19 protein-coding genes are annotated in these 21,472 nt (G+C 72.6%); 13 read left to right on the forward strand and 6 right to left on the reverse strand.

Annotated elements, in window-relative coordinates; genetic code table 11:
• Nucleotides 1-56 precede the first annotated feature (56 nt).
• The 3 genes from LRS07_RS01240 (at nucleotide 57) to LRS07_RS01250 (ending at nucleotide 2,522) form a co-directional block, all read left to right on the forward strand.
• Nucleotides 57-1,205, forward strand: a complete 1,149-nt coding sequence (locus LRS07_RS01240; protein ID WP_260500232.1) for a D-alanyl-D-alanine carboxypeptidase family protein — start codon at nucleotides 57-59, stop codon at nucleotides 1,203-1,205.
• Between the two features lie 121 nt (nucleotides 1,206-1,326).
• Nucleotides 1,327-2,241: a D-amino acid aminotransferase gene (locus LRS07_RS01245; RefSeq protein WP_260500233.1), complete on the forward strand. Its 915-nt coding sequence runs from the start codon at nucleotides 1,327-1,329 to the stop codon at nucleotides 2,239-2,241.
• 5 nt (nucleotides 2,242-2,246) lie between these two features.
• Complete coding sequence (locus LRS07_RS01250; protein WP_260501998.1) at nucleotides 2,247-2,522, forward strand: DUF493 family protein; 276 nt, start codon at nucleotides 2,247-2,249, stop codon at nucleotides 2,520-2,522.
• A gap of 1 nt (nucleotide 2,523) precedes the next feature.
• Here the strand turns inward: LRS07_RS01250 and LRS07_RS01255 are convergent, their stop codons facing one another.
• From LRS07_RS01255 to purB, 3 genes are read right to left on the reverse strand one after another with little or no spacing between them, the layout of a single operon-like run.
• On the reverse strand, nucleotides 2,524-5,886 hold the full coding sequence (locus LRS07_RS01255) for a PAS domain-containing hybrid sensor histidine kinase/response regulator (protein ID WP_260500234.1): 3,363 nt from the start codon (nucleotides 5,884-5,886) through the stop codon (nucleotides 2,524-2,526).
• Nucleotides 5,883-6,713 carry an orotidine-5'-phosphate decarboxylase gene (gene pyrF / locus LRS07_RS01260; protein WP_260501999.1) on the reverse strand — a complete coding sequence of 277 codons (831 nt, stop codon included), beginning with the start codon at nucleotides 6,711-6,713 and terminating at the stop codon, nucleotides 5,883-5,885. The genes LRS07_RS01255 and pyrF overlap by 4 nt, the downstream gene beginning before the upstream one ends.
• An 11-nt stretch (nucleotides 6,714-6,724) precedes the next feature.
• Nucleotides 6,725-8,068 (reverse strand): adenylosuccinate lyase, encoded by a 1,344-nt coding sequence (gene purB, locus LRS07_RS01265; protein WP_260502000.1) that lies wholly within the window; start codon nucleotides 8,066-8,068, stop codon nucleotides 6,725-6,727.
• Between the two features lie 257 nt (nucleotides 8,069-8,325).
• Between purB and LRS07_RS01270 the strand changes: the two genes are divergently transcribed.
• The 9 genes from LRS07_RS01270 to LRS07_RS01310 all read left to right on the forward strand — a co-directional run bounded on the left by LRS07_RS01270 (nucleotide 8,326) and on the right by LRS07_RS01310 (nucleotide 19,123).
• A complete protein-coding gene (locus tag LRS07_RS01270; RefSeq protein ID WP_260500235.1) occupies nucleotides 8,326-11,481 on the forward strand; it encodes a redoxin domain-containing protein in 3,156 nt (1,051 codons plus the stop codon).
• Nucleotides 11,482-11,747: 266 nt separating this feature from the next.
• Nucleotides 11,748-12,875, forward strand: a complete 1,128-nt coding sequence (locus LRS07_RS01275; protein ID WP_260500236.1) for a transglutaminase-like domain-containing protein — start codon at nucleotides 11,748-11,750, stop codon at nucleotides 12,873-12,875.
• 199 nt (nucleotides 12,876-13,074) lie between these two features.
• The gene (locus LRS07_RS01280; RefSeq protein ID WP_260502001.1) at nucleotides 13,075-14,262 is read left to right on the forward strand and encodes a sensor histidine kinase; all 1,188 of its coding nucleotides are present in this window, start codon (nucleotides 13,075-13,077) and stop codon (nucleotides 14,260-14,262) included.
• Nucleotides 14,263-14,278: 16 nt separating this feature from the next.
• Nucleotides 14,279-14,941: a response regulator gene (locus LRS07_RS01285; RefSeq protein ID WP_260500237.1), complete on the forward strand. Its 663-nt coding sequence runs from the start codon at nucleotides 14,279-14,281 to the stop codon at nucleotides 14,939-14,941.
• A 100-nt stretch (nucleotides 14,942-15,041) separates the two neighbouring features.
• Complete coding sequence (locus tag LRS07_RS01290; RefSeq protein ID WP_260500238.1) at nucleotides 15,042-16,418, forward strand: CmpA/NrtA family ABC transporter substrate-binding protein; 1,377 nt, start codon at nucleotides 15,042-15,044, stop codon at nucleotides 16,416-16,418.
• A gap of 1 nt (nucleotide 16,419) precedes the next feature.
• Nucleotides 16,420-17,307, forward strand: a complete 888-nt coding sequence (gene ntrB / locus LRS07_RS01295; RefSeq protein ID WP_260500239.1) for a nitrate ABC transporter permease — start codon at nucleotides 16,420-16,422, stop codon at nucleotides 17,305-17,307.
• Nucleotides 17,297-18,205, forward strand: coding sequence for an ABC transporter ATP-binding protein (locus LRS07_RS01300; protein WP_260500240.1), 909 nt, complete (start codon nucleotides 17,297-17,299; stop codon nucleotides 18,203-18,205). The genes ntrB and LRS07_RS01300 overlap by 11 nt, the downstream gene beginning before the upstream one ends.
• Nucleotides 18,202-18,645: a cyanase gene (cynS, locus tag LRS07_RS01305; RefSeq protein ID WP_260500241.1), complete on the forward strand. Its 444-nt coding sequence runs from the start codon at nucleotides 18,202-18,204 to the stop codon at nucleotides 18,643-18,645. The genes LRS07_RS01300 and cynS overlap by 4 nt, the downstream gene beginning before the upstream one ends.
• A 7-nt stretch (nucleotides 18,646-18,652) precedes the next feature.
• Entirely contained in the window at nucleotides 18,653-19,123 is a 471-nt protein-coding gene (locus LRS07_RS01310; RefSeq protein WP_260500242.1) for a nuclear transport factor 2 family protein, read from the forward strand.
• 78 nt (nucleotides 19,124-19,201) lie between these two features.
• Here LRS07_RS01310 and LRS07_RS01315 read toward each other — a convergent pair whose 3' ends face one another.
• Together LRS07_RS01315 and LRS07_RS01320 are read right to left on the reverse strand one after the other, a co-directional pair.
• A complete protein-coding gene (locus LRS07_RS01315; RefSeq protein ID WP_260500243.1) occupies nucleotides 19,202-19,396 on the reverse strand; it encodes a hypothetical protein in 195 nt (64 codons plus the stop codon).
• 56 nt (nucleotides 19,397-19,452) lie between these two features.
• Nucleotides 19,453-20,064 carry a hypothetical protein gene (locus tag LRS07_RS01320; RefSeq protein WP_260500244.1) on the reverse strand — a complete coding sequence of 204 codons (612 nt, stop codon included), beginning with the start codon at nucleotides 20,062-20,064 and terminating at the stop codon, nucleotides 19,453-19,455.
• A gap of 238 nt (nucleotides 20,065-20,302) precedes the next feature.
• Between LRS07_RS01320 and LRS07_RS01325 the strand changes: the two genes are divergently transcribed.
• Entirely contained in the window at nucleotides 20,303-20,932 is a 630-nt protein-coding gene (locus LRS07_RS01325; protein WP_260500245.1) for a glutathione S-transferase C-terminal domain-containing protein, read from the forward strand.
• A 15-nt stretch (nucleotides 20,933-20,947) separates the two neighbouring features.
• Here LRS07_RS01325 and LRS07_RS01330 read toward each other — a convergent pair whose 3' ends face one another.
• Nucleotides 20,948-21,277, reverse strand: a complete 330-nt coding sequence (locus LRS07_RS01330) for a hypothetical protein (RefSeq protein ID WP_260500246.1) — start codon at nucleotides 21,275-21,277, stop codon at nucleotides 20,948-20,950.
• Nucleotides 21,278-21,472: the final 195 nt, after the last annotated feature.

Raw genomic sequence — 21,472 nt, forward strand, 5'->3', positions numbered from 1 at the left:
CCGGGCCGGGCCGCCGCCTGAACGATCCCCTTCTCCTGCTGTTCCGCTGCCGTTCGATGAAACGATTCCTCGCCTTCCTGCTCGTCGCCTGCACCGCGCTGCACGCCGCCGCCCAGGCGCCGCAGCCGCCCGAGGCCGCCGCGCGCCACTACATCCTGGTCGACGTCACCGCCAACCGGGTGCTCGCCGAACGCGACGCCGACGCGCCCAGCGACCCGGCCTCGCTGACCAAGCTGATGACCGCCTACCTGGTGTTCCAGGCGCTGCGCGACAAGAAGCTGACGCTGGAGCAGACGCTGCCGGTGTCCAAGCGGGCCTGGGACGAGCGCAAGGGCGACCCCTCGCTCATGTTCATCGACACCACGATGACGCCCAAGGTCGACGAGTTGCTGCACGGCATGATCGTGCAGTCGGGCAACGACGCCTCGGTGGCGCTGGCCGAGGGCGTCGCCGGCTCGCTGGACGCCTTCGTCGGCATGATGAACCGGCAGGCGCAGGCCTGGGGCCTGAAGAACACCAGCTTCAAGAACGTCACCGGCATGAGCGAGCCGGGCCACCGCAGCAGCGCGCGCGACATCGCCACCATCGCCACCCGCATCGTCGCCGACTTCCCCGAGTACTACCGCTACTACTCGGTGCGCGACTACAAGTTCAACAACATCCGACAGGACAACCGCAACCTGCTGCTGCGCCGCGACCCCACGGTGGACGGCATGAAGACCGGCTACACCGACGCCGCCGGTTACTGCCTGGTGGCCAGCGCCCAGCGCGACTTCCCCAACGGCAAGCGCCGCCTGCTCAGCGTGGTGCTGGGCACCGCCTCGCGCGAGGCACGCGCCAGCGAGAGCCAGAAGCTGCTGAACTGGGGCTTCACCGCCTTCGACGCGCTGCGCGTGGTCGAGGCCGGCAAGCCGGTGGCCACCGTGCCGGTGTGGAAGGGCGCGGCCAAGGACGTCGGCCTGGGCACGCAGGCGCCGGTGGTCGCGACCGTGCCGCGCGGCGAGGGCGCCGGCCTGAAGACGGTGATCGAGCGCACCGACCCGCTGGTCGCGCCGCTGGCCCAGGGCCAGCGCGTGGGCACGGTGAAGGTGACCACCGCCAGCGGCACCCCGGTGGCCGAGGCGCCGCTGGTGGTGCTGCAGGCGGTGCCGCAGGCCGGGATCTTCGGCCGTGCCTGGGACGCGCTGCGGCTGTGGATCAAGTGACCGGCGCGGCGCTTGCCGGCGGCTGACCCGTCGCGCGGGACTTGTGCCCGCCGGCCGTGACGAGGGCGTAAGCTGCCCCCGCCCGGCCCCCGCGCCCATCCGCCGTTGTCGAGGGAAAGCCATGCCGTCCACCGCGCCCACCCAGCCGGACCTGCCCGACCTGCCCTGCCTGCTCAACGGCGAGCTGCTGCCGCTGCGCGAGGCCAGGGTGTCGGTGATGGACCGCGGCTTCGTCTTCGGCGACGGCGTCTACGAGGTCATCCCGGTCTACGGCCGGCGCCTGTTCCGCTTCGACGACCACATGGCGCGCCTGCAGCGCAACCTGGGCAAGCTGCGCATCCCGGCGCCGCACAGCCGGGACGGCTGGCTGGCGCTGGCGCGGCGGCTCATCGCCGCCCTGCGCGACAGCCCCGACCAGCTGCTCTACCTGCAGGTCACCCGCGGCGTGGCGCTGCGCGACCACGTCATGCCGGCCGGGCTGGCGCCCACGGTGTTCATGACCGTCAGCCCGCTGCGGGGCGCCAGCGCCGAGCAGCGGCACCAGGGCGCGGCCTGCGTCACCGCCCGCGACTTCCGCTGGGAGCGCGGCGACATCAAGTCCATCTCGCTGCTCGGCAACGTGCTGGCGCGCCAGGTCTCGGCCGACCAGGGGGCGGCGGAGACGGTGCTGCTGCGCGAAGGCCACAACGGCACGCTCTACCTCACCGAGGCGTCGGCCAGCAACGTCTGGATCGTGCAGGACGGCGCCCTGCTCGGCCCGCCGCCCAGCGACTGGCTGCTGGAAGGCGTGCGCGCCGAACTGCTGCGCGAGCTGTGCGAGGACTGCGGCATCGCCTTCAACCGCAAGCCGATCTCGGAGGCCGAGCTGTTCGCCGCCGACGAGGTCATCCTCAGCTCGTCGACCAAGGAGGTGCTGCCCGTGACCCTGCTCGACGGCGAGGCCGTCGGTCATGGCGCACTGCGCGGCAAGCCGGGCCCGGTCTACGCCCGGCTGTACGAGGCCTACCAGCGGGCCAAGCTTGAACAATCCATCTGATGTCCATGCCCGACCTTCCTGCAGAACCGTCGCTGATCGAGTACCCGAGCGCCTTTCCGATCAAGGTGATGGGCGCCAACGTCGACGGTTTCGTCGACGCCATCGTGGCGGTGGTGCGCCAGTTCGACGCCGGCTTCGACGTGCTGTCGCTGGAGCAGCGGCCGAGCACCGGCGGCAACTACCTCGGGCTGACGGTCACGGTCACGGCCACCAGCCGGGAGCAGCTCGACGAGCTGTACCGCACCCTTTCATCCCATCCGATGGTGAAGGTGGTCCTGTAGTTCAGGTGCTCTTGCGACGGCGGGTGAGCACGTCGCCCAGCACCTCGCGCAGCCGCTGCGCGTCGATCGGCTTGGTGAGGAAGGCGTTCATGCCCACCGCCAGCGCCTGCTCGCGTTCGGAGACCAGTGCCGCGGCGGTGAGGGCGACGATGGGCAGCCGCTGCGCGTCGTAGCGCCGGCGCAGCAGGGAAGTGGCCTCGTGCCCGCCCATTTCGGGCATCTGCACGTCCATCAGCACCGCGTCGAAGGGATCACCCGCCGCCTCCGCGCGCTCGACCGCCGCCACCGCCTCCCGGCCGTCGTGCGCCTCGACCACGCGGGCGCCCCACTGCTGCAGCAGCGCCACCGCGATCATCATGTTGACCGGGTTGTCCTCCACCATCAGCACCCGCGCACCGGCCAGCGCGTCGTCGTCGCCGTCGAGCGTGCCGAAGCCGGAGCTGGCGACCGCCTCGTCCGTGGCCTCGTCCAGCGGCAGTTCGGCCCAGAAGCTGCTGCCGGTGCCCGGCTGGCTGTGCACGCCCACGCTGCCGCCCATCAGCGCCGCCAGCTCATGGCAGATCGACAGGCCCAGCCCCGTGCCGCCGTAGCGCCGCGTGGTGGACTGGTCGGCCTGGGTGAAGGGCCGGAACAGGCGCGACTGCGTGGCCGCGTCCATGCCGGGCCCGGTGTCGCGCACCTCGAAGCGCACCAGGCCCTGCGTCGGCCCGTGCACCCGCAGCGAGATCGCGCCGCGGGTGGTGAACTTCAGCGCGTTGGACAGGTAGTTGTTGAGGATCTGCCGCACCCGGTTGCGGTCGCCCATGACCACCCGCGGCACCTCCGGCCCCAGCTCGAGCTGGAAGTTCAGGCCACGCGCATCGGCCAGCGTGGTGTAGCCGCGCTGCAGCGTCGCCAGCATGGCGTGCAGGTCGAACGCCATCGTGTCGACCTGCAGCTTGCCGGCCTCGATCTTCGCCAGGTCGAGGATGTCCGAGATGATGGCCGACAGCGATTCCGCGCTGTCGGCAATCTGGTCGATGTACTGGCGCCGCAGCGGCTCCTCCAGGTCGGGCTGCCGCACCAGCCGCGTCAGCCCGACCAGCGCGTTGAGCGGCGTGCGCAACTCGTGGCTGGTGTTGGCCAGGAAGGCGCTCTTGGCGCGGCTGGCGGCCTCGGCGTCGTCGCGGGCCTTGGCCAGCGCCGCGTCCATCTGCCGCCGTTCGGTGACGTCGTCGAGGATCCAGATCGTGCCGTTCTTGCCCGGCCGCGTGGGGTCCACCGCACTGGCCTGGATGCGGCACAGGAAGGTGCGGCCGTCGCGTCGCATCAGCGGCCGCTCGATGTCCACGCCGCGGCCCTCGGCCAGCACCGGGCCGATGTCGCGGCCGATCTGCTCGAAGGCCTCGTCGCTGGGCCACACCACCCGCGACGACTGGCCCACCAGCGTGCCCGGCGCCCAGCCCAGCATGCGCTCGCACTGCGGGTTGGCCTGCACGAAGCGGCGCTCGCGCACGAAGGCGATGCCCACCGAGGCGTTCTGCAGGATGGCCGCGTACTCCTGCCGCGTGCGCTCCAGCTCGCTGATGTCGCGCGAGATCTGCACCACGTAGCTGCGGCCGTCCATCACGAACAGCGCGGCCGACAGCAGCAGCGACACCCGTCGCCCCTCGCGGTCGACGAACTCCAGCGGCTGGTTCTGCACCCGGCCCTCGTCGCGCAGCCGCTGCAGCATCGCCTGCGGCTCCTGGCCGGCGGACTGCAGGCCCAGCTCGGCGGCGGTGCGGCCGAGCACCTCCTCCAGCCGCAGGCCGTAGAGCTGCAGGAAGCGGTCGTTGACCATCGCGTAGCGGCCGCTGTCCAGCTCGGCCAGCGAGATGGCGTCGGGGCTCGTGGCCACGACGTGCGACAGCAGCGCCTCCGAGCGACGCACCGCGTCCTCGGCGGTCTTGCGGTCGGTGTCGTCCAGGTAGATGGTCAGCGTCGCCGGGCCGCCATCGGCCTGCACCCGGACGCCGGAGGCGCGCACCACGAGCCGGCGGCCGCGCGGCGACACCAGCCGCAACTCGCCGATGGCCAGCGCCGCGCCCACCGGCAGCGCCTCCAGCTCCTCGAAGCGGCGACGTGCACGCTCGCGTTCCTGCGGGTTGTCGCAGGCCTGCAGCAGCTCCTGCCCGCCCATCACGCTGAGGCCGGCGTGGCCGAACAGCACCGCGGCGGCGGCGTTGCCGGTGATGACGCGGCCACCGCGCTGCAGCACCAGCGCGGTGGGGATGCGGTTGAACAGCTCCTGGTAGCGCGTCTCGGTGGCGGCCAACGCCTGCTGGGCGTGCACATGCGGGGTGTTGTCGCGCACCACGCCCCAGAAGCCGCAGAACACGCCCCGGGCGTCGAAGCGGGGCTCGCCGCTGACCAGCAGGTGGCGCTCGCCGCGCGGGTCCTGCCAGCGCAGGCGCAGGTCGCGGAAGGGGCGACGGCCCTCCAGCTCGGCGCGCAGTTCGTCCAGCCGTTCCTCGTCGCCGTGCAGCGGCGTCAGGTCCCAGGGCGCCACCCGCGGCACGCCGGGCACCGGCTCGAAGCGGCCGTCCTCGCCCTCGGCGTTGCCGCTGCGCCAGACCGACACCACCCGGTACTGCGCGTCCAGCTCCCAGTAGGCGTCGGAGGCGATCCACAGCAGGCTCTGGAAGCGTTGCTCGCGGCGGTGGCTGTCGTCCATGTGGTGCCGCGTCACCGACGACAGGTACAGGCCGGCGAACACTCCGCAGCCCAGCGTCAGCGCCTGCAGGACGAAGCGCACGGTCAGCCCCTGCGGCACCGCGGGCGTCACCTGCTCGGAACCCGCGAGCAGCAGCATGACGGCCAGCGACAGCACGGCCACCGCCAGCCCCAGCCGGTGGTAGCCGACCGCCAGCACCATGCAGGTGGTGAGCGCGAGGAAGCCCAGCGCCGCGGTGTGCAGGCCCCAGTGCAGGCCGAGCGCCGGCAGCGTGATCAGTGCGATGACCACCGCCACCACCGCGGCGATGGCCTGCGGCAGCCGGGCCTCGCTCACCCGCATGGCGGCCAGGCAGGTCAGCAGCAGCAGCAGCGAGCCCCCGACCAGGCCGGCGCGCAGGCCCAGCGCCATCGGCTGCGGCACCAGCGCGAACAGCACCGCCACCGCGGCGGCGATGCCGGCGGCGGTGGCGAAGAAGTACCGCGTGATGCGCAACCGGGGGTCGCGCACCACAGGCTCGCGGCGCATGAAGAGCGAGTCGGACGGCAAGGCGGCCACGGGCGCACTCGGGTTGGGGTTCACGTCCGGCGGCCAGGGCACCGGCGGCGGATCGTCGTCGTCGAACGGCGACGCCGTCTCTTCGATATCGGCCTTGCGGGCGGCGCTCATGAGAGCGGCGACAGCGCCCGTCGTGTGGCATCCGCCACGCGCCGCGCGGCGCCGGCGAAATCGTCGCCGGCGCTGGCGTACAGCACCGCCCGCGACGAGTTGACGGCGATCGCCCCGCCCGGCCGCCAGCCGGCGCGCACCGTGGCCGCCGCATCGCCGCCCTGCGCGCCGACGCCGGGGATGAGCAGCGGCAGCGTCGGCGCCAGCGTGCGCACGCGCTCGATCTCCGCCGGGTAGGTGGCGCCCACCACCAGGCCGAGCTGCCCGGTGCGGTTCCACGGCCCGGCGGCCAGCCGGGCGACGCGCTCGAACAGCGGCTCCGCCGGCAGGTCGCCCTCGGCGCCGACGGTGCGCGCCTGCAGGTCGTCGCCGCCCGGGTTCGAGGTGCGGCAGAGCAGGAACAGTCCCTTGTCAGGCCAGGCGAAGTAGGGCTCCACCGAGTCCAGCCCCATGAAGGGCGACAGCGTCAGCGCGTCGGCGCGGTAACGCTCGAAGGCCTCGCGGGCGTACTGGGTGGCGGTGCTGCCGATGTCGCCGCGCTTGGCGTCCAGGATCACCGGCACGCCGGGCGCCACGCGGTGGATGTGGGCGATCAGCCGCTCCAGCTGGTCCTCCGCGCGCTCGGCGGCGAAGTAGGCGATCTGCGGCTTGTAGGCCAGCACCAGGTCGTGCGTGGCGTCGACGATGGCGGCGCAGAAGTCGAAGAGCTTCGACACATCGCCTCGCCAGCGCAGCGGCAGCTTCGCCGCCTCGGGGTCGAGGCCGACGCACAGCCGGGAGCCGCTGGCGGCCTCGGCCGCGCGCAGCCGCTCGACGAAGCCGGGCACCGAGGCCACGGTCAGACCGAGCGGGCCAGCACCGCGGCCAGCCCGGTGTAGGCGGCGGGCGACAGCGCGGCCAGCCGGGCCTTGTCCTCGGCCGGCAGGTCGAGCGATTCGACGAACGCCACCACCGCCTCGCGGCCGATCGCCTTGCCGCGGGTCAGCGCCTTCAGCTGCTCGTAGGGGTTGGGCAGGCCGTGGCGGCGCATGACGGTCTGGATCGGCTCGGCCAGCACCTCCCAGGCGGCGTCCAGGTCGGCCTGCAGCGCCGGGCGGTTCAGCTCCAGCTTGTCCAGCCCGCGCGCCAGCGCGTCCCAGGCCAGCACGGCGTAGCCCAGCGCCACGCCCATGTTGCGCAGCACGGTGCTGTCGGTCAGGTCGCGCTGCCAGCGGCTGACCGGCAGCTTCTGGCTGAGGTGGTGCAGCAGCGCGTTGGCCAGGCCGAGGTTGCCTTCGGCGTTCTCGAAGTCGATCGGGTTGACCTTGTGCGGCATGGTCGAGGAGCCGATCTCGCCTTCCTTGGTCTTCTGCTTGAAGTAACCCAGCGAGATGTAGCCCCAGACGTCGCGCGACCAGTCGACGAGGATGGTGTTGGCGCGGGCCACCGCGTCGAACAGCTCGGCCATGTAGTCGTGCGGCTCGATCTGGATGGTGTGGCGGTTGAAGGCGAGGCCCAGCTGCTGCTCGACCACCTGGCGGCTGAAGGCCTCCCAGTCGGTGTCGGGGTAGGCGGCCAGGTGTGCGTTGTAGTTGCCCACCGCGCCGTTCATCTTGGCCAGCAGCGCCACGTCGGCGATGCGCTGGCGCGCCGCCGCCAGCCGCGCCACCACGTTGGCCACCTCCTTGCCCACCGTCGTCGGGCTGGCGGTCTGGCCGTGGGTGCGGCTCAACATCGGCTCGTCGGCATGGGCATGCGCCAGCGCGCGCAGCTGGCCGAGCAGCCCGTCCAGCGCCGGCAGCAGCACCTGCTCGCGCGCGGCCTTCAGCATCAGCGCGTGGCTGGTGTTGTTGATGTCCTCGCTGGTGCAGGCGAAGTGGACGAACTCGCCCGCCGCCTTCAGCTCGGCCTGACCGTCGAAACGCTGCTTCAGCCAGTACTCCACGGCCTTGACGTCGTGGTTGGTGGTGCGCTCGATGTCCTTGATGGCCTGGGCGTCGGCCTCCGAAAACCGCACCACCAGCGATCGCAGCAGCCCGCGGGCGGCCTCGGTCAGGGGCGGGAACTCGGGGAAACCGGCGTCCGACAGGGCGATGAACCACTCCACCTCCACCTGCACCCGGCGGTGCATCAGCCCGTACTCAGACAGCAGCGGCCGCAGCGGCGCCACCTTGGCGGCATAGCGGCCGTCCAGCGGCGACAGGGCGGTGAGGGGGGGACAGGCTCATGACGGGGCGGCGGGGGAGGATGACGAGCCGCGCCGTGGGCCAGCGGGGCGCCCGGCGGGACCGGCGGCGCGGGTGCGCGATTGTAGGAGCGGCCCCCCCACCGCCCGATGGCGACGGAATGCACGCAAAACCCGCGCTTCTGCATCGCGAGGGACCGCCAATGATTCAGCATGCCCCAGGCCAACCGATAGGGGCATGAGCGCCCTGCACCGGCGCAAGGGAGTGTGCACACATGAACGAACACGCAGTGCTCGGCACGCCGCGGTCGCTGCGGCGGCGCATGGACCTGGTGGAGGCGCACCGCCAATCGCTGGACCGTCTGCAGGACCGCTGGGACCAGCTCGCGCTGCTCGGCCAGATGAGCGGCATCGCCACCGACATCGGGGCCACCGCGACCGAGTTCCGGCAGCTGTCCGACCACCTGCTGGACGCGCTGTCGCAGCGGCTGCTCGACAACGCGCTGGCCGACCTGCGCGGCCGCGCCCAGGTGGCGCTGGACGTGCTGGTGCGCAACCTCTTCGAGCGCACCGCGGACGTCGGCTTCCTTGCCACCGACCCGGTGCTCTGCCGTTTCGTGCAGGCGCCCGCGGCCCGCGACGACGACGGCCGCGCCGCCGTGGCCGCGCGGCTGGCCGCCTACGTGCGCAAGTACAGCGTCTACGACGACGTGCTGCTGCTCGACGCGCAGGGGCGGCTGCTGGCCCGTCTGGACCCGCAAGCGCCGGTGGGCCAGGTGCCCGCCGACCCGCTGGTGGCCGCGGCACTGCGGGGCGACCAGCCCTACCTGGAGGCGCACGGCCCGCGGCCGCTGCTCGGCGGCCGCGAAGGGCTGGTCTACGCCGCCGCCCTGCGCGACGCCGAGGGACGGCCCTGTGGCGTGCTCTGCCTGTCCTTCCGCCTGCAGGACGAGATGGCCGGCATCTTCGGCCAGCTGCTGGGCGCCGACGCCGCCGCGCAGCTCGCCCTGCTGGACGCCGGGGGACGGGTCATCGCCAGCAGCCATGCGGCGCTGTGTCCGCCGGGCTGCGTGCTGCCGGGCGGGGCGGACGACCCCGCCGACGAGGCCCGGCCGCGCATCGTTGGCGGTCGCGAGGTGCTGCACGTCAGCGCCCGCGCCACCGGCTACCAGGGCTACGGCGGCCCGCCGGGCTGGCGGCTGGCCGCGCTGATCCCGCTGGAGCTGGCCTTCCGCGCGCCCGACCAGGCGACCGACGCCGACGCCGGCGGCGACGCGCTGCTCGGCGAGGCGCTGCAGCACATCCCGAGGCAGGCGCGGCGCATCCAGCAGGGGCTGGAGCTGTCGGTGTGGAACGGCCAGCTGGAGGCCCGCCGCCACGCGCAGGAGGGCAGCGGCCGCTTCGCCGGCGCCCTGCTGCACCAGGTGGCCGACGCCGGCGAGCGCATCCGCCGGGTGTTCGACGAAGCCATCGCCGACCTGCACCGCTCGGCGGCCAGCGACCTGTGGCGACGCGCGGCGGGCGCCGCGGCGCTGGCGGTGGACATCCTCGACCGCAACCTCTACGAACGCGCCAACGACTGCCGCTGGTGGGCGCTGGACCCTCGGCTGGCGTCGGCCCTGCAACGCGGCGGCGAAGGCGCCGAGCCGGTGCTGGCCGGCATCCACGCGCTCTACACCGTCTACGCCCAGCTGCTGCTGCTCGACGGGCAGGGCCGCCGGCTGGCCGCCTCGCGCCCGGCCGACGTGCCCGCCGAGGACCTGCCGGCCGCCACGCCGTGGTTGGCCCGCGCGCTGGCGCTGCGCGACGACCAGGGGTACGCCCGTTCCGGGTTCGACGCCTCGCCGTTCTACGGCGGGCGGCACACCTTCACCTTCGCCGCGCCGGTGCTGCCGTCGGCCGCGGGTGCCGGCGGCACGGTGGCCATCGTGTTCGACACCCAGCCGCAGCTGCAGGCCATGCTGCTCGACGCCCTGCCGTGCGGCAGCGACGGCCGCCCCGTCCCGGGCGCCGCGGCGCTGTTCGTCGACCGGCGCGGCCGCGTGCTGGCGGCGAGCGACGACCGGCTGGCCCCCGGCGCAGCCCTGCCGTGGACGGCGCTGCCGCCCGTGCTGGCCTCGCTGCCGCGCGGCCGTGCCGCCCAGGCCCGGCTGTCGCTGGACGGGCAGGCGGTGGCGGTGGCCCTGCACATGGCCGGCGGCTACCGCGAGTACGGTCGCGAGGACGCCCCACCCCTCGCCGAGGCGTCGGAGGACATCGCCTGCCTGGTGCTGATGCCGCTGGGGCCGGCCGGCACCGCCGCGGCGGACATCGACCCGGCGGCGCGCGCACGGTCCACTCCGACGCCGCCCACCCCCAGCAGCGCCAGGCGCCAGGCGCTGGCCAGCTTCACGCTCGACGGGCAGTGGTATGCCCTGGACGCCGCCGGGCTGGCCTGCGCGCTGCGGGTGGACCGGCTCAACGCGGTGCCGAACCGGCCGGCCGGTCATGCCGGCTGGCTGCTGCACGAGGGCCGGGTGCTGCCGGTGGTCGACCTGGGCTGCTGGCAGCAGGGCCGGCCGGCCGACGCCGGCGCGGGGCTGGTGCTGGTCTGCCAGGGCGCCGACGGCCGGCGGCTGGGCCTGCGCGCCGACGCGCTGGGGGGGTGTCTTCGAGGTCGACGCCGACCGGCTGCAGCCGCTGCCCCAGGCGGTGGCCGACCGCCACGGCGTGCTGGCGTCGATGCTGCGCAGCGCCGACCCGCAGGCGCCGCTGCTGATGGTGCTGGCCCTGCCGCCGCTGCTGGCGCACCTGCTCGGCGGGCTGCCGCCGGAGCTGCAGCGCCTCGGCCAGCCCGCGCTCGCCGCCTGACCGCCGGCGGCGGTGCGGCGACCCACAATCGCCGCATGCCGACACACCGCCCCGTCACACGACTCGACCGCCGGCACGCCTGCGCACTGCTGGCGGCGGCGCCGCTCGCCGCCCGGGCCCAGGCCCAGGGCGATGGCGCCGTGCAGATCGACCGCTGGACCGCGCAGCGGCCGGTGCCGTCGCTGGACCTGCGCGACCTCGACGGCCGCGCCTGGACGCTGAAGGCGCTGCGCGGCCGACCCGTGGTGCTCAATTTCTGGGCCACCTGGTGTGCGCCGTGCCGGGAGGAAATGCCCTCGCTGGAGCTGATGGCCGCCCGCCACGAGGCGCAGGGGCTGCAGCTGCTGGGCGTCAACTTCCAGGAAGGCGAGCGCACGGTGCGCCGCTTCCTCGAGCAGGCGCTGGTCAGCTTTCCGATCCTGCTCGACCGCGACGGCGCGGTTGCCAAGGCCTGGCAGGCGTCGATCTTCCCGACCACCGTGCTGGTCGGCCGCGACGGCCGGCCGCGCCAGGTGGTGCGCGGCGCGCTGGACTGGACGGGCGGCACCGCGCGCTCGCTGCTGCAGGCACTGCTGGGCTGAGCGACCGCACGCCGGTCGGCGCGGCCGGTCGCGGCTGGGCACAATCGCCCCCGGCGTGCCCTGCGGCCGCCGCTCCCGTGTGAAGGCCGCGGGAACGGCCGACGGTCCTGCAGCGTGCGCCGTGCGTGGGCCGTGTGCCCCAGTCCCCCGGTCGCCAGACCGCCTCGAATGACCGCCCTTGGCGGTCGGCCCTGCCTCACCGCAGGGCCGGCGCCGCGTGGTCGCGCAAGGCCGCCGGGTTCCATCGCCCAAGCCTTTGTCCACCCATGACCCTGCCACGACGCCAATGGCTGGCCGCCTGCGCCAGCCTGTCCCTCTCGCCCCTGGCGACCTCCGCCCTCGCCCAGACCCCGCCGCCGGCGCAGTCCCGCGGCTTCGACCCGCGCCCCGGCGCCTGGCGCGGCACCGAGCTCATCACGCAGCTGCAGGTGCGCGACCCGCGCGGCCGAACCGTGGCCTGGGTGCCGCTGCCGTCGGTGCAGGCCGACGACTGGCAGCGCGTCGACGGCCACCAGTGGAGCGGCAACGCCCGCCGGGTGCAGCTGCTGAGCGACGGCCGCTACGGCGCGCGCCTGCTGCGCGCCGAGTTCGAGCCGGGCACCCCGGAGCCCACGCTGCGCGTGACCAGCCAGGTCTGGACCCGTGACCGCCGCACCGACTGGGACGCCGCGCGCCCGGCGCCCGAGGCGGCGCAGGACCTGCGCACCTGGCTGCAGCCCACCGAACTGATGCCCACCGACGGCATCGTGCGCCGCACCGCGCTGCAGGCGGTGGGGTCGGCGACGAACGACCGCGACAAGGTGCAGGCCCTCTACGACTGGGTGGTCAGCCGCACCTACCGGGAGCCCAAGGTGCGCGGCTGCGGCACCGGCGACGTGAAGACCATGCTGGAGACCGAGAACTTCGGCGGCAAGTGCGGCGACATCAACGGCCTGTTCGTCGCCCTGTGCCGGGCGGCCGGCATCCCGGCGCGCGACGTCTACGGCATCCGCACCGCGCCCTCGGCCTTCGGCTGGCGCGAGCTGGGCGCCAACCCGGCGCGGCTGCAGGCCGCGCAGCATTGCCGCGCCGAAGTCCACCTGCAGGCGCATGGCTGGGTGCCGATGGACCCGGCCGACGTCGGCAAGGTGATGCGGCAGGAGACGCCGGAATGGATCCGCGACCCGGCGCATCCCTTCGTGCAGCCGGTGCGCCGCGGCCTCTTCGGCGGCTGGGAGGGCAACTGGGTGGCCTACAACACCGCCCATGACGTGAAGCTGCCCGGCTCCAGCGGCCCGGCGCTGGGCTTCCTCATGTACCCCCAGGTGGAGAACGACCACGGTCGCTACGACCCGCTGGACCCGGACGGCGTGGCGTACCTGATCCAGTCCAGGGCGCTCGACCCTCGGGCTTAACGGCCTGCACCCGTCCGGACCGGGGGAACCGGTTCCGGACGGGACGGGCCAACGCGGCCACTGCGCTCGTCGCCTGCGGCGTCCTGTCGCCACAGGGCAGGGCCTGGCGCCCAGCGCCGGGGCGTCGCTCCCCTCTTCGGTGCATGGCCGGGTCGGGCGCCGCGGTACAGGCCTTGCGTTGAGGCACCGGGTGAACCGCCTGCCCGGCCCCTCTGCCGCTGCCGCGTCGCCGTCGGCGGCCGCCGGCATCGCCGAGCCCTGGCGCGACCGGCTGAGCCTGCTGCTCGAGTCCACCGCGGAGGGCATCTTCGGCATCGACCTCGACGGCCGCTGCATGTTCGCCAACCGGGCGGCGTCGGCGCTGCTCGGCTGGCCGGCGGAGGCCATGCTCGGCCGCAACATGCACGAGCTGATCCACCACACCCGGGCGGACGGCCGGCACTACCCGGAATGCGACTGCCCGATCTTCCAGGCCTTCCGCCAGGGCCGGCCCTGCCGCATCGACGACGAGGTGCTGTGGCGCGCCGACGGCTCGTCGTTCTGCGCCGAGTACGCCAGCCACCCCATCCTGGGCGACGGCGGCGAGGTGCTGGGCGCGGTGGTCACCTTCCTCGACATCACCGCGCGCAAGCGCGCCGACGCCGCGCTGCGCGAGGCCCGCGACGGGCTGGAACGCCGGGTGGCCGAGCGCACCGCCGAGCTGAGCCGCGCGCTGGACCAGCTGCGCGAGCTGTCCGGCCACCTGGAGACGGTGCGCGAGGAGGAGCGCACCCGCATCGCCCGCGAGATCCACGACGAGCTGGGCAGCCTGCTGGTGGCGCTGAAGATGGACACCGACTGGCTGGCCAAGCGGCTGGAGGACCGGCCGCTGCTGGTGGCCAAGTGCCACGGCATGGGCAGCCTGATCGACACCGCGGTGGACAACGTCGGCCGCATCATCACCGACCTGCGGCCCAGCATCCTCGACCACCAGGGCCTGTGGGCGGCGCTGGAGTGGCAGGCGCAGGAGTTCATCGAGACCGCCGAGCTGAAGGGCGACGTGCAGCTGCACGTCACCCACGGCGTGCGGCCGCCCGAAGGCGAGCGGGCGATCGCCGTGTTCCGCATCTTCCAGGAGGCGCTGTCCAACATCGCCCGCCATGCGCGGGCCACGCAGGTGCGCATCCGCGTCGAGGTCGACGCGCCGCCCGAGCCGGTGCTCTACATCGACGTGCGCGACAACGGCGTGGGCTGCGAGCCGCAGGCGCTGGCCGCCGCCGACGCCTGGGGCGTGATCGGCATGCGCGAGCGCGCGGCCCGCTTCGGCGGCAGGGTCACGCTGGACAGCGTGCCCGGCCAGGGCACCCACCTGCGGCTGACCATGCCGCTGGAGGACGAGGCGTCGTGACCGGACGAGGGGCCGCATGATCCAGGTGCTCATCTGCGACGACCACCAGATCGTCCGCCAGGGCATCAAGCAGGTGCTGGCCGACGCCGGCGACGTCGAGCTGGTCGGCGAGGCCGCCAGCGGTCCTCAGGCGATGGCGCTGGTGCGCGCGGCCGAGGCCCGCGGCCGGTTGCCCGACGTGGTGCTGATGGACATCGCCATGCCGCAGCGCGACGGGCTCGAGGTGTTGAAGCAGCTCAAGGCCGAGTTCCCGCGCCTGCCGGTGCTGGTGCTCAGCACCTACCCCGACCGGCAGTACGCCGTGCGCAGCCTGAAGCTCGGCGCCGCCGGCTACCTGAACAAGAGCGCCGACAGCGAGCAGATGATCGAGGCCATCCGCCGCGTGGCCGGCGGCCAGCTCTTCATCACGCCCGGCGTGGCCGAGCAGCTGGCCAACGCGGTGGGCGCCGGCCGCGGCATCAGCAAGCCCGACGCGCCGCTGCACGAGCGGCTGTCGCACCGCGAGTACCAGGTCTTCCGCCTGCTGGCCACCGGCCACAGCGTGGGCGAGATCGCGCAGTCGCTGTCGCTGTCGCCGAACACGGTGAGCACCTACCGCGCGCGCATCCTGGAGAAGACCGGCGTGCGCAACGACGTGGAGTTGGCGCTGTACGCGGTGCGCGAAGGAGGGATCGGCTGACGTTGTAGTGCCAGCACTACAGACGAACGCCGCCTGCCACGATGCCGCGACGACGGGCATCGACCTAGCATCGATTCACCACGATCCGAGGGCCCGCACGATGAGCGCATACGACCCCTACGACGCCGACCGGCCGCTGCGGCTGGGCTGCGCCTGCGGCCGGCACGGCAGCGAGGCCGAACACGCCACCGCCGAGCTGAAGGCACGCAGCGAGACGGCCGACTTCGAGGCGGAATCGAACGCCTTCGTCGAGGCCGCGCTGGTCAAGGCGCTGTTCCCGCAGGACGCGCTGCGCCGGCGCTTCCTCAAGGCCGTCGGCCGCGGCACCGCGATGGCGGCCATCGGCAGCGTGCTGCCCATCGCGCCGCTGCAGGCCATGGCCCAGGAGAAGGGGGCGCTGGAGAAGAAGGACCTCAAGGTCGGCTTCATCCCCATCACCTGCGCCACGCCGCTGATCATGGCCCACCCGCTGGGCTTCTATTCGAAGCAGGGGCTCAACGTCGAGGTGGTGAAGACGGCCGGCTGGGCGCTGATCCGCGACAAGATGCTCAACCGGGAGTACGACGCCACGCACTTCCTGAGCCCGATGCCGCTGGCCATCAGCCTGGGCCTGGGCTCGAACGCCACGCCGATGAACGTGGCCACCATCCAGAACACCAACGGCCAGGCGATCACGCTGGCGATCAAGCACAAGGACAACCGCGACCCGAAGAACTGGAAGGGCTTCAAGTTCGCGGTGCCCTTCGAGTACTCGATGCACAACTTCCTGCTGCGCTACTACGTGGCGGAAGCGGGGCTGGACCCGGACCGCGACATCCAGATCCGCGTCGTGCCGCCGGCCGAGATGGTGGCCAACCTGCGCGCCGGCAACATCGACGGCTTCCTCGGCCCCGACCCCTTCAACCAGCGCGCGGTGTTCGAGGAGGCGGGCTTCATCCACGTCCTCAGCAAGGAGCTGTGGAACGGCCACCCCTGCTGCGCCTTCGGCACCAGCACGGCCTTCATCCAGCAGAACCCCAACACCTTCGCCGCGCTGTACCGGGCGGTGATGACGTCGGCCGCGATGGCGCGCGAGGCACGCAACCGCGAGCTGATCGCCAAGGTCATCGCGCCGCAGGCTTACCTCAACCAGCCGGAGACGGTGCTGGCGCAGGTGCTGACCGGCAAGTTCGCCGACGGACTGGGCAACGTGCGCACGGTTCCCGACCGTGCCGACTTCGACCCGATGCCGTGGCAGAGCATGGCGGTGTGGATGCTCACGCAGATGAAGCGCTGGGGCTACATCAAGGGCGAGGTGGACTACAAGCAGATCGCCGAGAAGGTGTTCCTGCTCACCGACGCGAAGAAGGTGATGGGCCAGCTCGACATGAAGCCGCCGGCCGGCACCGCCTATCCGAAGTTCACCGTGATGGGCAAGACCTTCGATCCGGACAAGCCCCAGGCCTACCTGGACGGCTTCGCGATCAAGAGGACCTGACGTGGGACAGCCTTCTCTGGCCTGGCGCTCGGGCCTGCTGTCGCTGCTGCTGCTGGCGCTGCTGCTGGGCGTCTGGCACCTGGCCACGCTGTCGAACGCACCGGCCGCGGCGCCGGCCGCGGCGGTGGCGCTGACGCCGGAGCAGATCGAGTACGCCAAGCTGATGGGCAAGGACCCGACGGCGGGTGCGGGCGCACCGACGGCCAAGAGCGGCTTCCCGACGCTGGGGCAGATGGGCGCGACGGTGCTGCAGCACCTGGCCAGCCCCTTCCACGACAACGGCCCGAACGACAAGGGGCTGGGCCTGCAGCTGGCCTACTCGCTGGGCCGGGTGGCGCTGGGCTACGGCATCGCGGCGCTGGTGGCCATCCCGCTCGGGTTCGTGATCGGCATGAGCCCGCTCATCTACCGCGCGCTCGACCCGTTCATCCAGGTCTTGAAGCCCATCTCGCCGCTGGCGTGGATGCCGCTGGCGCTCTACACCATCAAGGACTCCGCGGCCAGCGGCATCTTCGTCATCTTCATCTGCTCGGTCTGGCCGATGCTGATCAACACCGCCTTCGGTGTGGCCGGCGTGCGCCGCGAATGGCTGAACGTGGCGCGCACGCTGGAGGTCCGTCCGCTGCGCAAGGCCTTCGAGGTGATCCTGCCGGCGGCGGCGCCCACCATCCTCACCGGCATGCGCATCAGCATGGGCATCGCCTGGCTGGTCATCGTGGCGGCTGAAATGCTGGTCGGCGGCACCGGCATCGGCTACTTCGTCTGGAACGAGTGGAACAACCTGTCGCTGCCCAACGTCATCGTGGCCATCCTGGTGATTGGTCTCGTCGGCATGGCGCTGGACCTGGTGTTCGGCCGGCTGCAGAAGGCGGTGACCTATGCCGACTGACCTCTCGGACAAGCCGTTCCTCCAGGTGGAGGGACTGGCCAAGCGCTACGGCGATGCCACCGTCTTCGACAGCGTCAACTTCGGCCTGACGCAGGGCGAGTTCGTCTGCATCATCGGCCATTCGGGCTGCGGCAAGACGACCATCCTCAACGTGCTGGCCGGTCTGGAGCAGGCCAGCGAGGGCCATGTCTTCATGGACGGCCGCGAGGTCACCGCGCCGGGCCTGGAGCGCGGCGTCGTCTTCCAGGGCCATGCACTGATGCCGTGGCTGTCGGTGCGCCGGAACATCGCCTTCGCGGTGAAGAGCCGCTGGCCGGACTGGTCGCGCGAGCAGGTGGGCGCACAGGTCGAGAAGTACGTCGCGATGGTGGGCCTCACGCCGGCCATCGACAAGAAGCCGTCGGCGCTGTCCGGCGGCATGAAGCAGCGGGTGGGCATCGCCCGCGCCTTCGCCATCGAGCCGCGCATGCTGCTGCTCGACGAGCCGTTCGGCGCGCTCGACGCGCTGACCCGCGGCACCATCCAGGACGAGCTGCTGCGCATCTGCGCCGAGACGCGGCAGACCGTCTTCATGATCACGCACGACGTGGACGAGGCCATCCTGCTGGCCGACCGCATCCTGCTGATGAGCAACGGGCCGCAGGCCCGCGTCGCCGAGATCGTGCGCAACACCATGCCGCGCGACCGGCAGCGCGCCACGCTGCACCACGACCCGCAGTACTACCGCATCCGCAACCACCTGGTCGACTTCCTCGTGGCGCGCTCGAAGGCGCTGTCGCACGGCCAGGCGCCCGTCCACCCGCCCGAGGTCAGCCCCGGCCTGGACCTGGAATCCCCTGTCGACCCCCAGCCCGACCCCGGGCAACCCGCCACCGTTCCCCTGAGGAGAATCGCATGAGCCGAATCGACGTCACCGAGAAGATCGTCGCCACCAAGGTGGCCAAGGGCCTGAAGTGGTCCGACGTGGCCGCCAAGGTCGGCCTGAGCAAGGAGTGGGTCACCGCGGCCTGCCTGGGCCAGATGACCCTGACCGCCGAGCAGGCCGGCGTGATCGGCGAGATCTTCGGCCTCACCGACGCCGAGCAGAAGTGGCTGATGGTGGTGCCCTACAAGGGCAGCCTGCCCACCAGCGTGCCCACCGACCCGCTGATCTACCGCTTCTACGAGCTGGTCAGCGTCTACGGCACCACCTTCAAGGAACTGATCCACGAGGAGTTCGGCGACGGCATCATGTCCGCCATCGACTTCAAGATGGACCTGAAGCGCGAGCCCAACCCGGCCGGCGACCGGGTGTCGATCACCATGTCGGGCAAGTTCCTGCCCTACAAGACCTACTGAGACCACGATGGACGACAGCCGCCCGCCGGTGCCGCCCTTCACCGAGGCGACGGCCCGGCAGAAGGTGCGCGGCGCCGAAGACGCCTGGAACACCCGCGACCCGGAGGTGTGCGCCCGCGTCTACACCGAGGACACGGTGTGGCGCAACCGCGCCGAGTTCCCGGTGGGCCGGGAGGCGGTGAAGGCCTTCCTGCGCCGCAAGTGGGACCGCGAACTGGACTACCGGCTGATCAAGGAGCTGTGGGCCTTCACGGACCACCGCATCGCGGTGCGCTTCGCGTATGAATGGCACGACGACTCGGGCCACTGGTTCCGCAGCTACGGCAACGAGAACTGGGAATTCAACGCCCAGGGCTTCATGCAGCGGCGCTTCGCCAGCATCAACGACCTGCCCATCCGGCCCGAGGACCGCAAGTTCCACTGGCCGCTGGGCCGGCGGCCGGACGACCATCCGGGCCTGAGCGCGCTGGGGCTGTAGCCACCGGTCGCCTCGGGTGGCGGGCAGCCCGCCGGCACCGACCCGCCGCAGCCGGGCCGGCGTCCAGGGCCGCCGGCGTCAGCCGCGGCCGGCGGCGGCCCACTGCAGCCGGGTGTGGCCGATGGCCTGTGCCAGCCGGCGCGCGCCGTTGACCAGCAGGCGCAGCGCGCGGCCGTTGCGGTCGAGTGCCTGCTCCACCGAGGCCGCGCGCGCCAGCGCCGCCCGGTTGGTGGTGTGGGCGTGAACGTCGAGACGGGTTGAGGTGACAGTCATGGGGCCCTCCTTCGGGTTAACCCGAATATAGGGCAAACCCTAATTCCCTCCCCCACTCATGGGCGGAAGGAGCTCGGCCGGACGTGAAGTTGTTGGGTCGGCCGCCAGCGGCTGCGGCGCGCCGGTGCCGGCGCGGCCGTGAACGACCGGGCCAGGCCGATCACCACACCCGCCAGCGCGAGGCCGAACACCGCCGCCCCGATGGCCAGGACCTCCGCCAGCGACCGGCTGAAGTTCCACGGCCGGGCGATGCCAAGGAAGGCGATGTACAGCCACAGGCTGTTGGACAGCGCCACCGGCACCGCCAGCATCAGCCGGGCGAGCAGGCCCCGCGGCGGGCGCTTTTTCGCCAGCTTGCGGAACGTGTGCCGGTGCAGCACCCAGCCGTTGGCGCACAGCAGGCCGACCAGCAGCAGCTTGGCCTGCAGCTTCGGGTTGTGCAGCAGGTCGGCGCGTTCCTGCAGGCCGAAGGCGATCAGGCCGAGCCCGGAGGCCACCAGCACCACCAGCGACACGCCGACCAGCCGGGTGACGTAACCGTTGGGCGGCCCGATGCGCGACGGCTTGTGCAGCAGCCGGCCCAGCAGGCGCAGGTCGGTCGCCAACAGCGAGCCCAGCGCGCAGCAGGTGGCGAGCAGGTGCACATAGAGGACGAGCAGCTTGAGCACGGCGGAACAGGGGACGACAACGGTCGGCCCCCATGCTGCCGCGGCCCGCCGCCGCCCGGTCGTGCGAACAGCACGGCACCGGCCGGTCAAACCGGCACCGGCGCCTGAGCCGGTCGCGGCACGGACCCTGCTTTGACGTGCCTCACGCGCCGGGCGGCGAGCCGCAGGCGCCTCGCTAGAATCGCGCCGCCCGCCGCCGAGGGACCCCTCGCGTCCCTGTCACCGCCCTCCCCACCCCATGAAGCTCCTCGGATCCCTGACCAGCCCTTACGTGCGCAAGGTGCGCGTGGTGATGGCCGAGAAGAAGCTCGACTACCAGCTGGTGCAGGAGGACGTCTGGGGCAGCGACGCCATCCTCAAGGTCAACCCGCTGGGCAAGGTGCCCTGCCTGCTGATGGAGGGCCAGGACGCCATCCACGGCGCGGTGTTCGACTCGCGCGTGATCGTCGAGTACGTCGACACGCTGTCGCCCGTGGGCCGGCTGATCCCGCCCAGCGGCCGCCAGCGGCTGGAGGTGCGCACCTGGGAATCGCTGGCCGACGGCCTGTGCGACGCCGCGATCCTGGCGCGCATGGAGAAGACCTGGACCGGCCGCAGCGACGCACAGCGCAGCGAGGCCTGGGTCGAGCGGCAGATGACCCGCGTGCACGCGGCCGTCAAGGCGATGGGCCAGGGACTCGGCGAGAAGACCTGGTGCTCGGGCAACCACTTCAGCCTGGCCGACATCGCGGTGGGCTGCGCGCTGGGCTACCTGGACTTCCGCTTTCCGCAGATCGACTGGCGCGGCGACCATCCCAACCTCGGCCGGCTGGCCGACAAGCTGTTCGCCCGGCCCAGCTTCGCCGACACGCAGCCGCCGCAGGGCTGACGCCCGCCGCGGCGCTCAGCGGGCGCCGTCGTCGCCGCCGCGCCGCCGTGCGCGTTCGATGGCCGCCTGCGCGATGCGCTGCGCCGCCTCGCCGCCGACACCGGGCAGGCGCCCGGTCTGGTCGAAGAAGCGGTTGGCCTGGGTGGCCTTCACCACCGCCGGCCGTGCGTCGCCCCGCTCCGGCAATCCGGCCAGCGCCTCGCGCAGCCGCTTGGCGAACAGCCGGTAGGCCAGCGCCTGCATCGGCAACCGCCCCGAGTCCATCTTCTGCAGCATGGCCGCGAGGTGGTCGATGTACAGGCGGCGCCGGCGCAGGGCGGCGTCGAGGGGTTGGGCGTCGGACATGCAGCAAGGTTAGCCAATCGGCCTTCATCCGAACGCTCGAACAGCGGGATGGATGACGCCCTCCACGGTCATGCGCCACGACCGGCGCAGGGCCGCCGTTACACTGCCCGCCGAGCGCCGATTTGTTCCGGCTTGCGGGCGCTTTATCAAATGCCGCTAAAGGGTGCCCCCCAGACCTGCCGTCGCGGCAGGCCC

It is taken from the genome of Aquabacterium sp. J223 (assembly GCF_024666615.1).
GTDB lineage: Bacteria > Pseudomonadota > Gammaproteobacteria > Burkholderiales > Burkholderiaceae_C > J223.

Bases quoted from the DNA above. Each gene is read 5' to 3' on its own strand.
- LRS07_RS01240 (WP_260500232.1), top strand. From the start codon at position 57: ATGAAACGATTCCTCGCCTTCCTGCTCGTCGCCTGCACCGCGCTGCAC.
- LRS07_RS01245 (WP_260500233.1), top strand. From the start codon at position 1,327: ATGCCGTCCACCGCGCCCACCCAGCCGGACCTGCCCGACCTGCCCTGC.
- LRS07_RS01250 (WP_260501998.1), top strand. From the start codon at position 2,247: ATGCCCGACCTTCCTGCAGAACCGTCGCTGATCGAGTACCCGAGCGCC.
- LRS07_RS01255 (WP_260500234.1), bottom strand. From the start codon at position 5,886: ATGAGCGCCGCCCGCAAGGCCGATATCGAAGAGACGGCGTCGCCGTTC.
- LRS07_RS01270 (WP_260500235.1), top strand. From the start codon at position 8,326: ATGAACGAACACGCAGTGCTCGGCACGCCGCGGTCGCTGCGGCGGCGC.
- LRS07_RS01275 (WP_260500236.1), top strand. From the start codon at position 11,748: ATGACCCTGCCACGACGCCAATGGCTGGCCGCCTGCGCCAGCCTGTCC.
- LRS07_RS01285 (WP_260500237.1), top strand. From the start codon at position 14,279: ATGATCCAGGTGCTCATCTGCGACGACCACCAGATCGTCCGCCAGGGC.
- LRS07_RS01290 (WP_260500238.1), top strand. From the start codon at position 15,042: ATGAGCGCATACGACCCCTACGACGCCGACCGGCCGCTGCGGCTGGGC.
- LRS07_RS01300 (WP_260500240.1), top strand. From the start codon at position 17,297: ATGCCGACTGACCTCTCGGACAAGCCGTTCCTCCAGGTGGAGGGACTG.
- cynS (WP_260500241.1), top strand. From the start codon at position 18,202: ATGAGCCGAATCGACGTCACCGAGAAGATCGTCGCCACCAAGGTGGCC.
- LRS07_RS01310 (WP_260500242.1), top strand. From the start codon at position 18,653: ATGGACGACAGCCGCCCGCCGGTGCCGCCCTTCACCGAGGCGACGGCC.
- LRS07_RS01315 (WP_260500243.1), bottom strand. From the start codon at position 19,396: ATGACTGTCACCTCAACCCGTCTCGACGTTCACGCCCACACCACCAAC.
- LRS07_RS01325 (WP_260500245.1), top strand. From the start codon at position 20,303: ATGAAGCTCCTCGGATCCCTGACCAGCCCTTACGTGCGCAAGGTGCGC.
- LRS07_RS01330 (WP_260500246.1), bottom strand. From the start codon at position 21,277: ATGTCCGACGCCCAACCCCTCGACGCCGCCCTGCGCCGGCGCCGCCTG.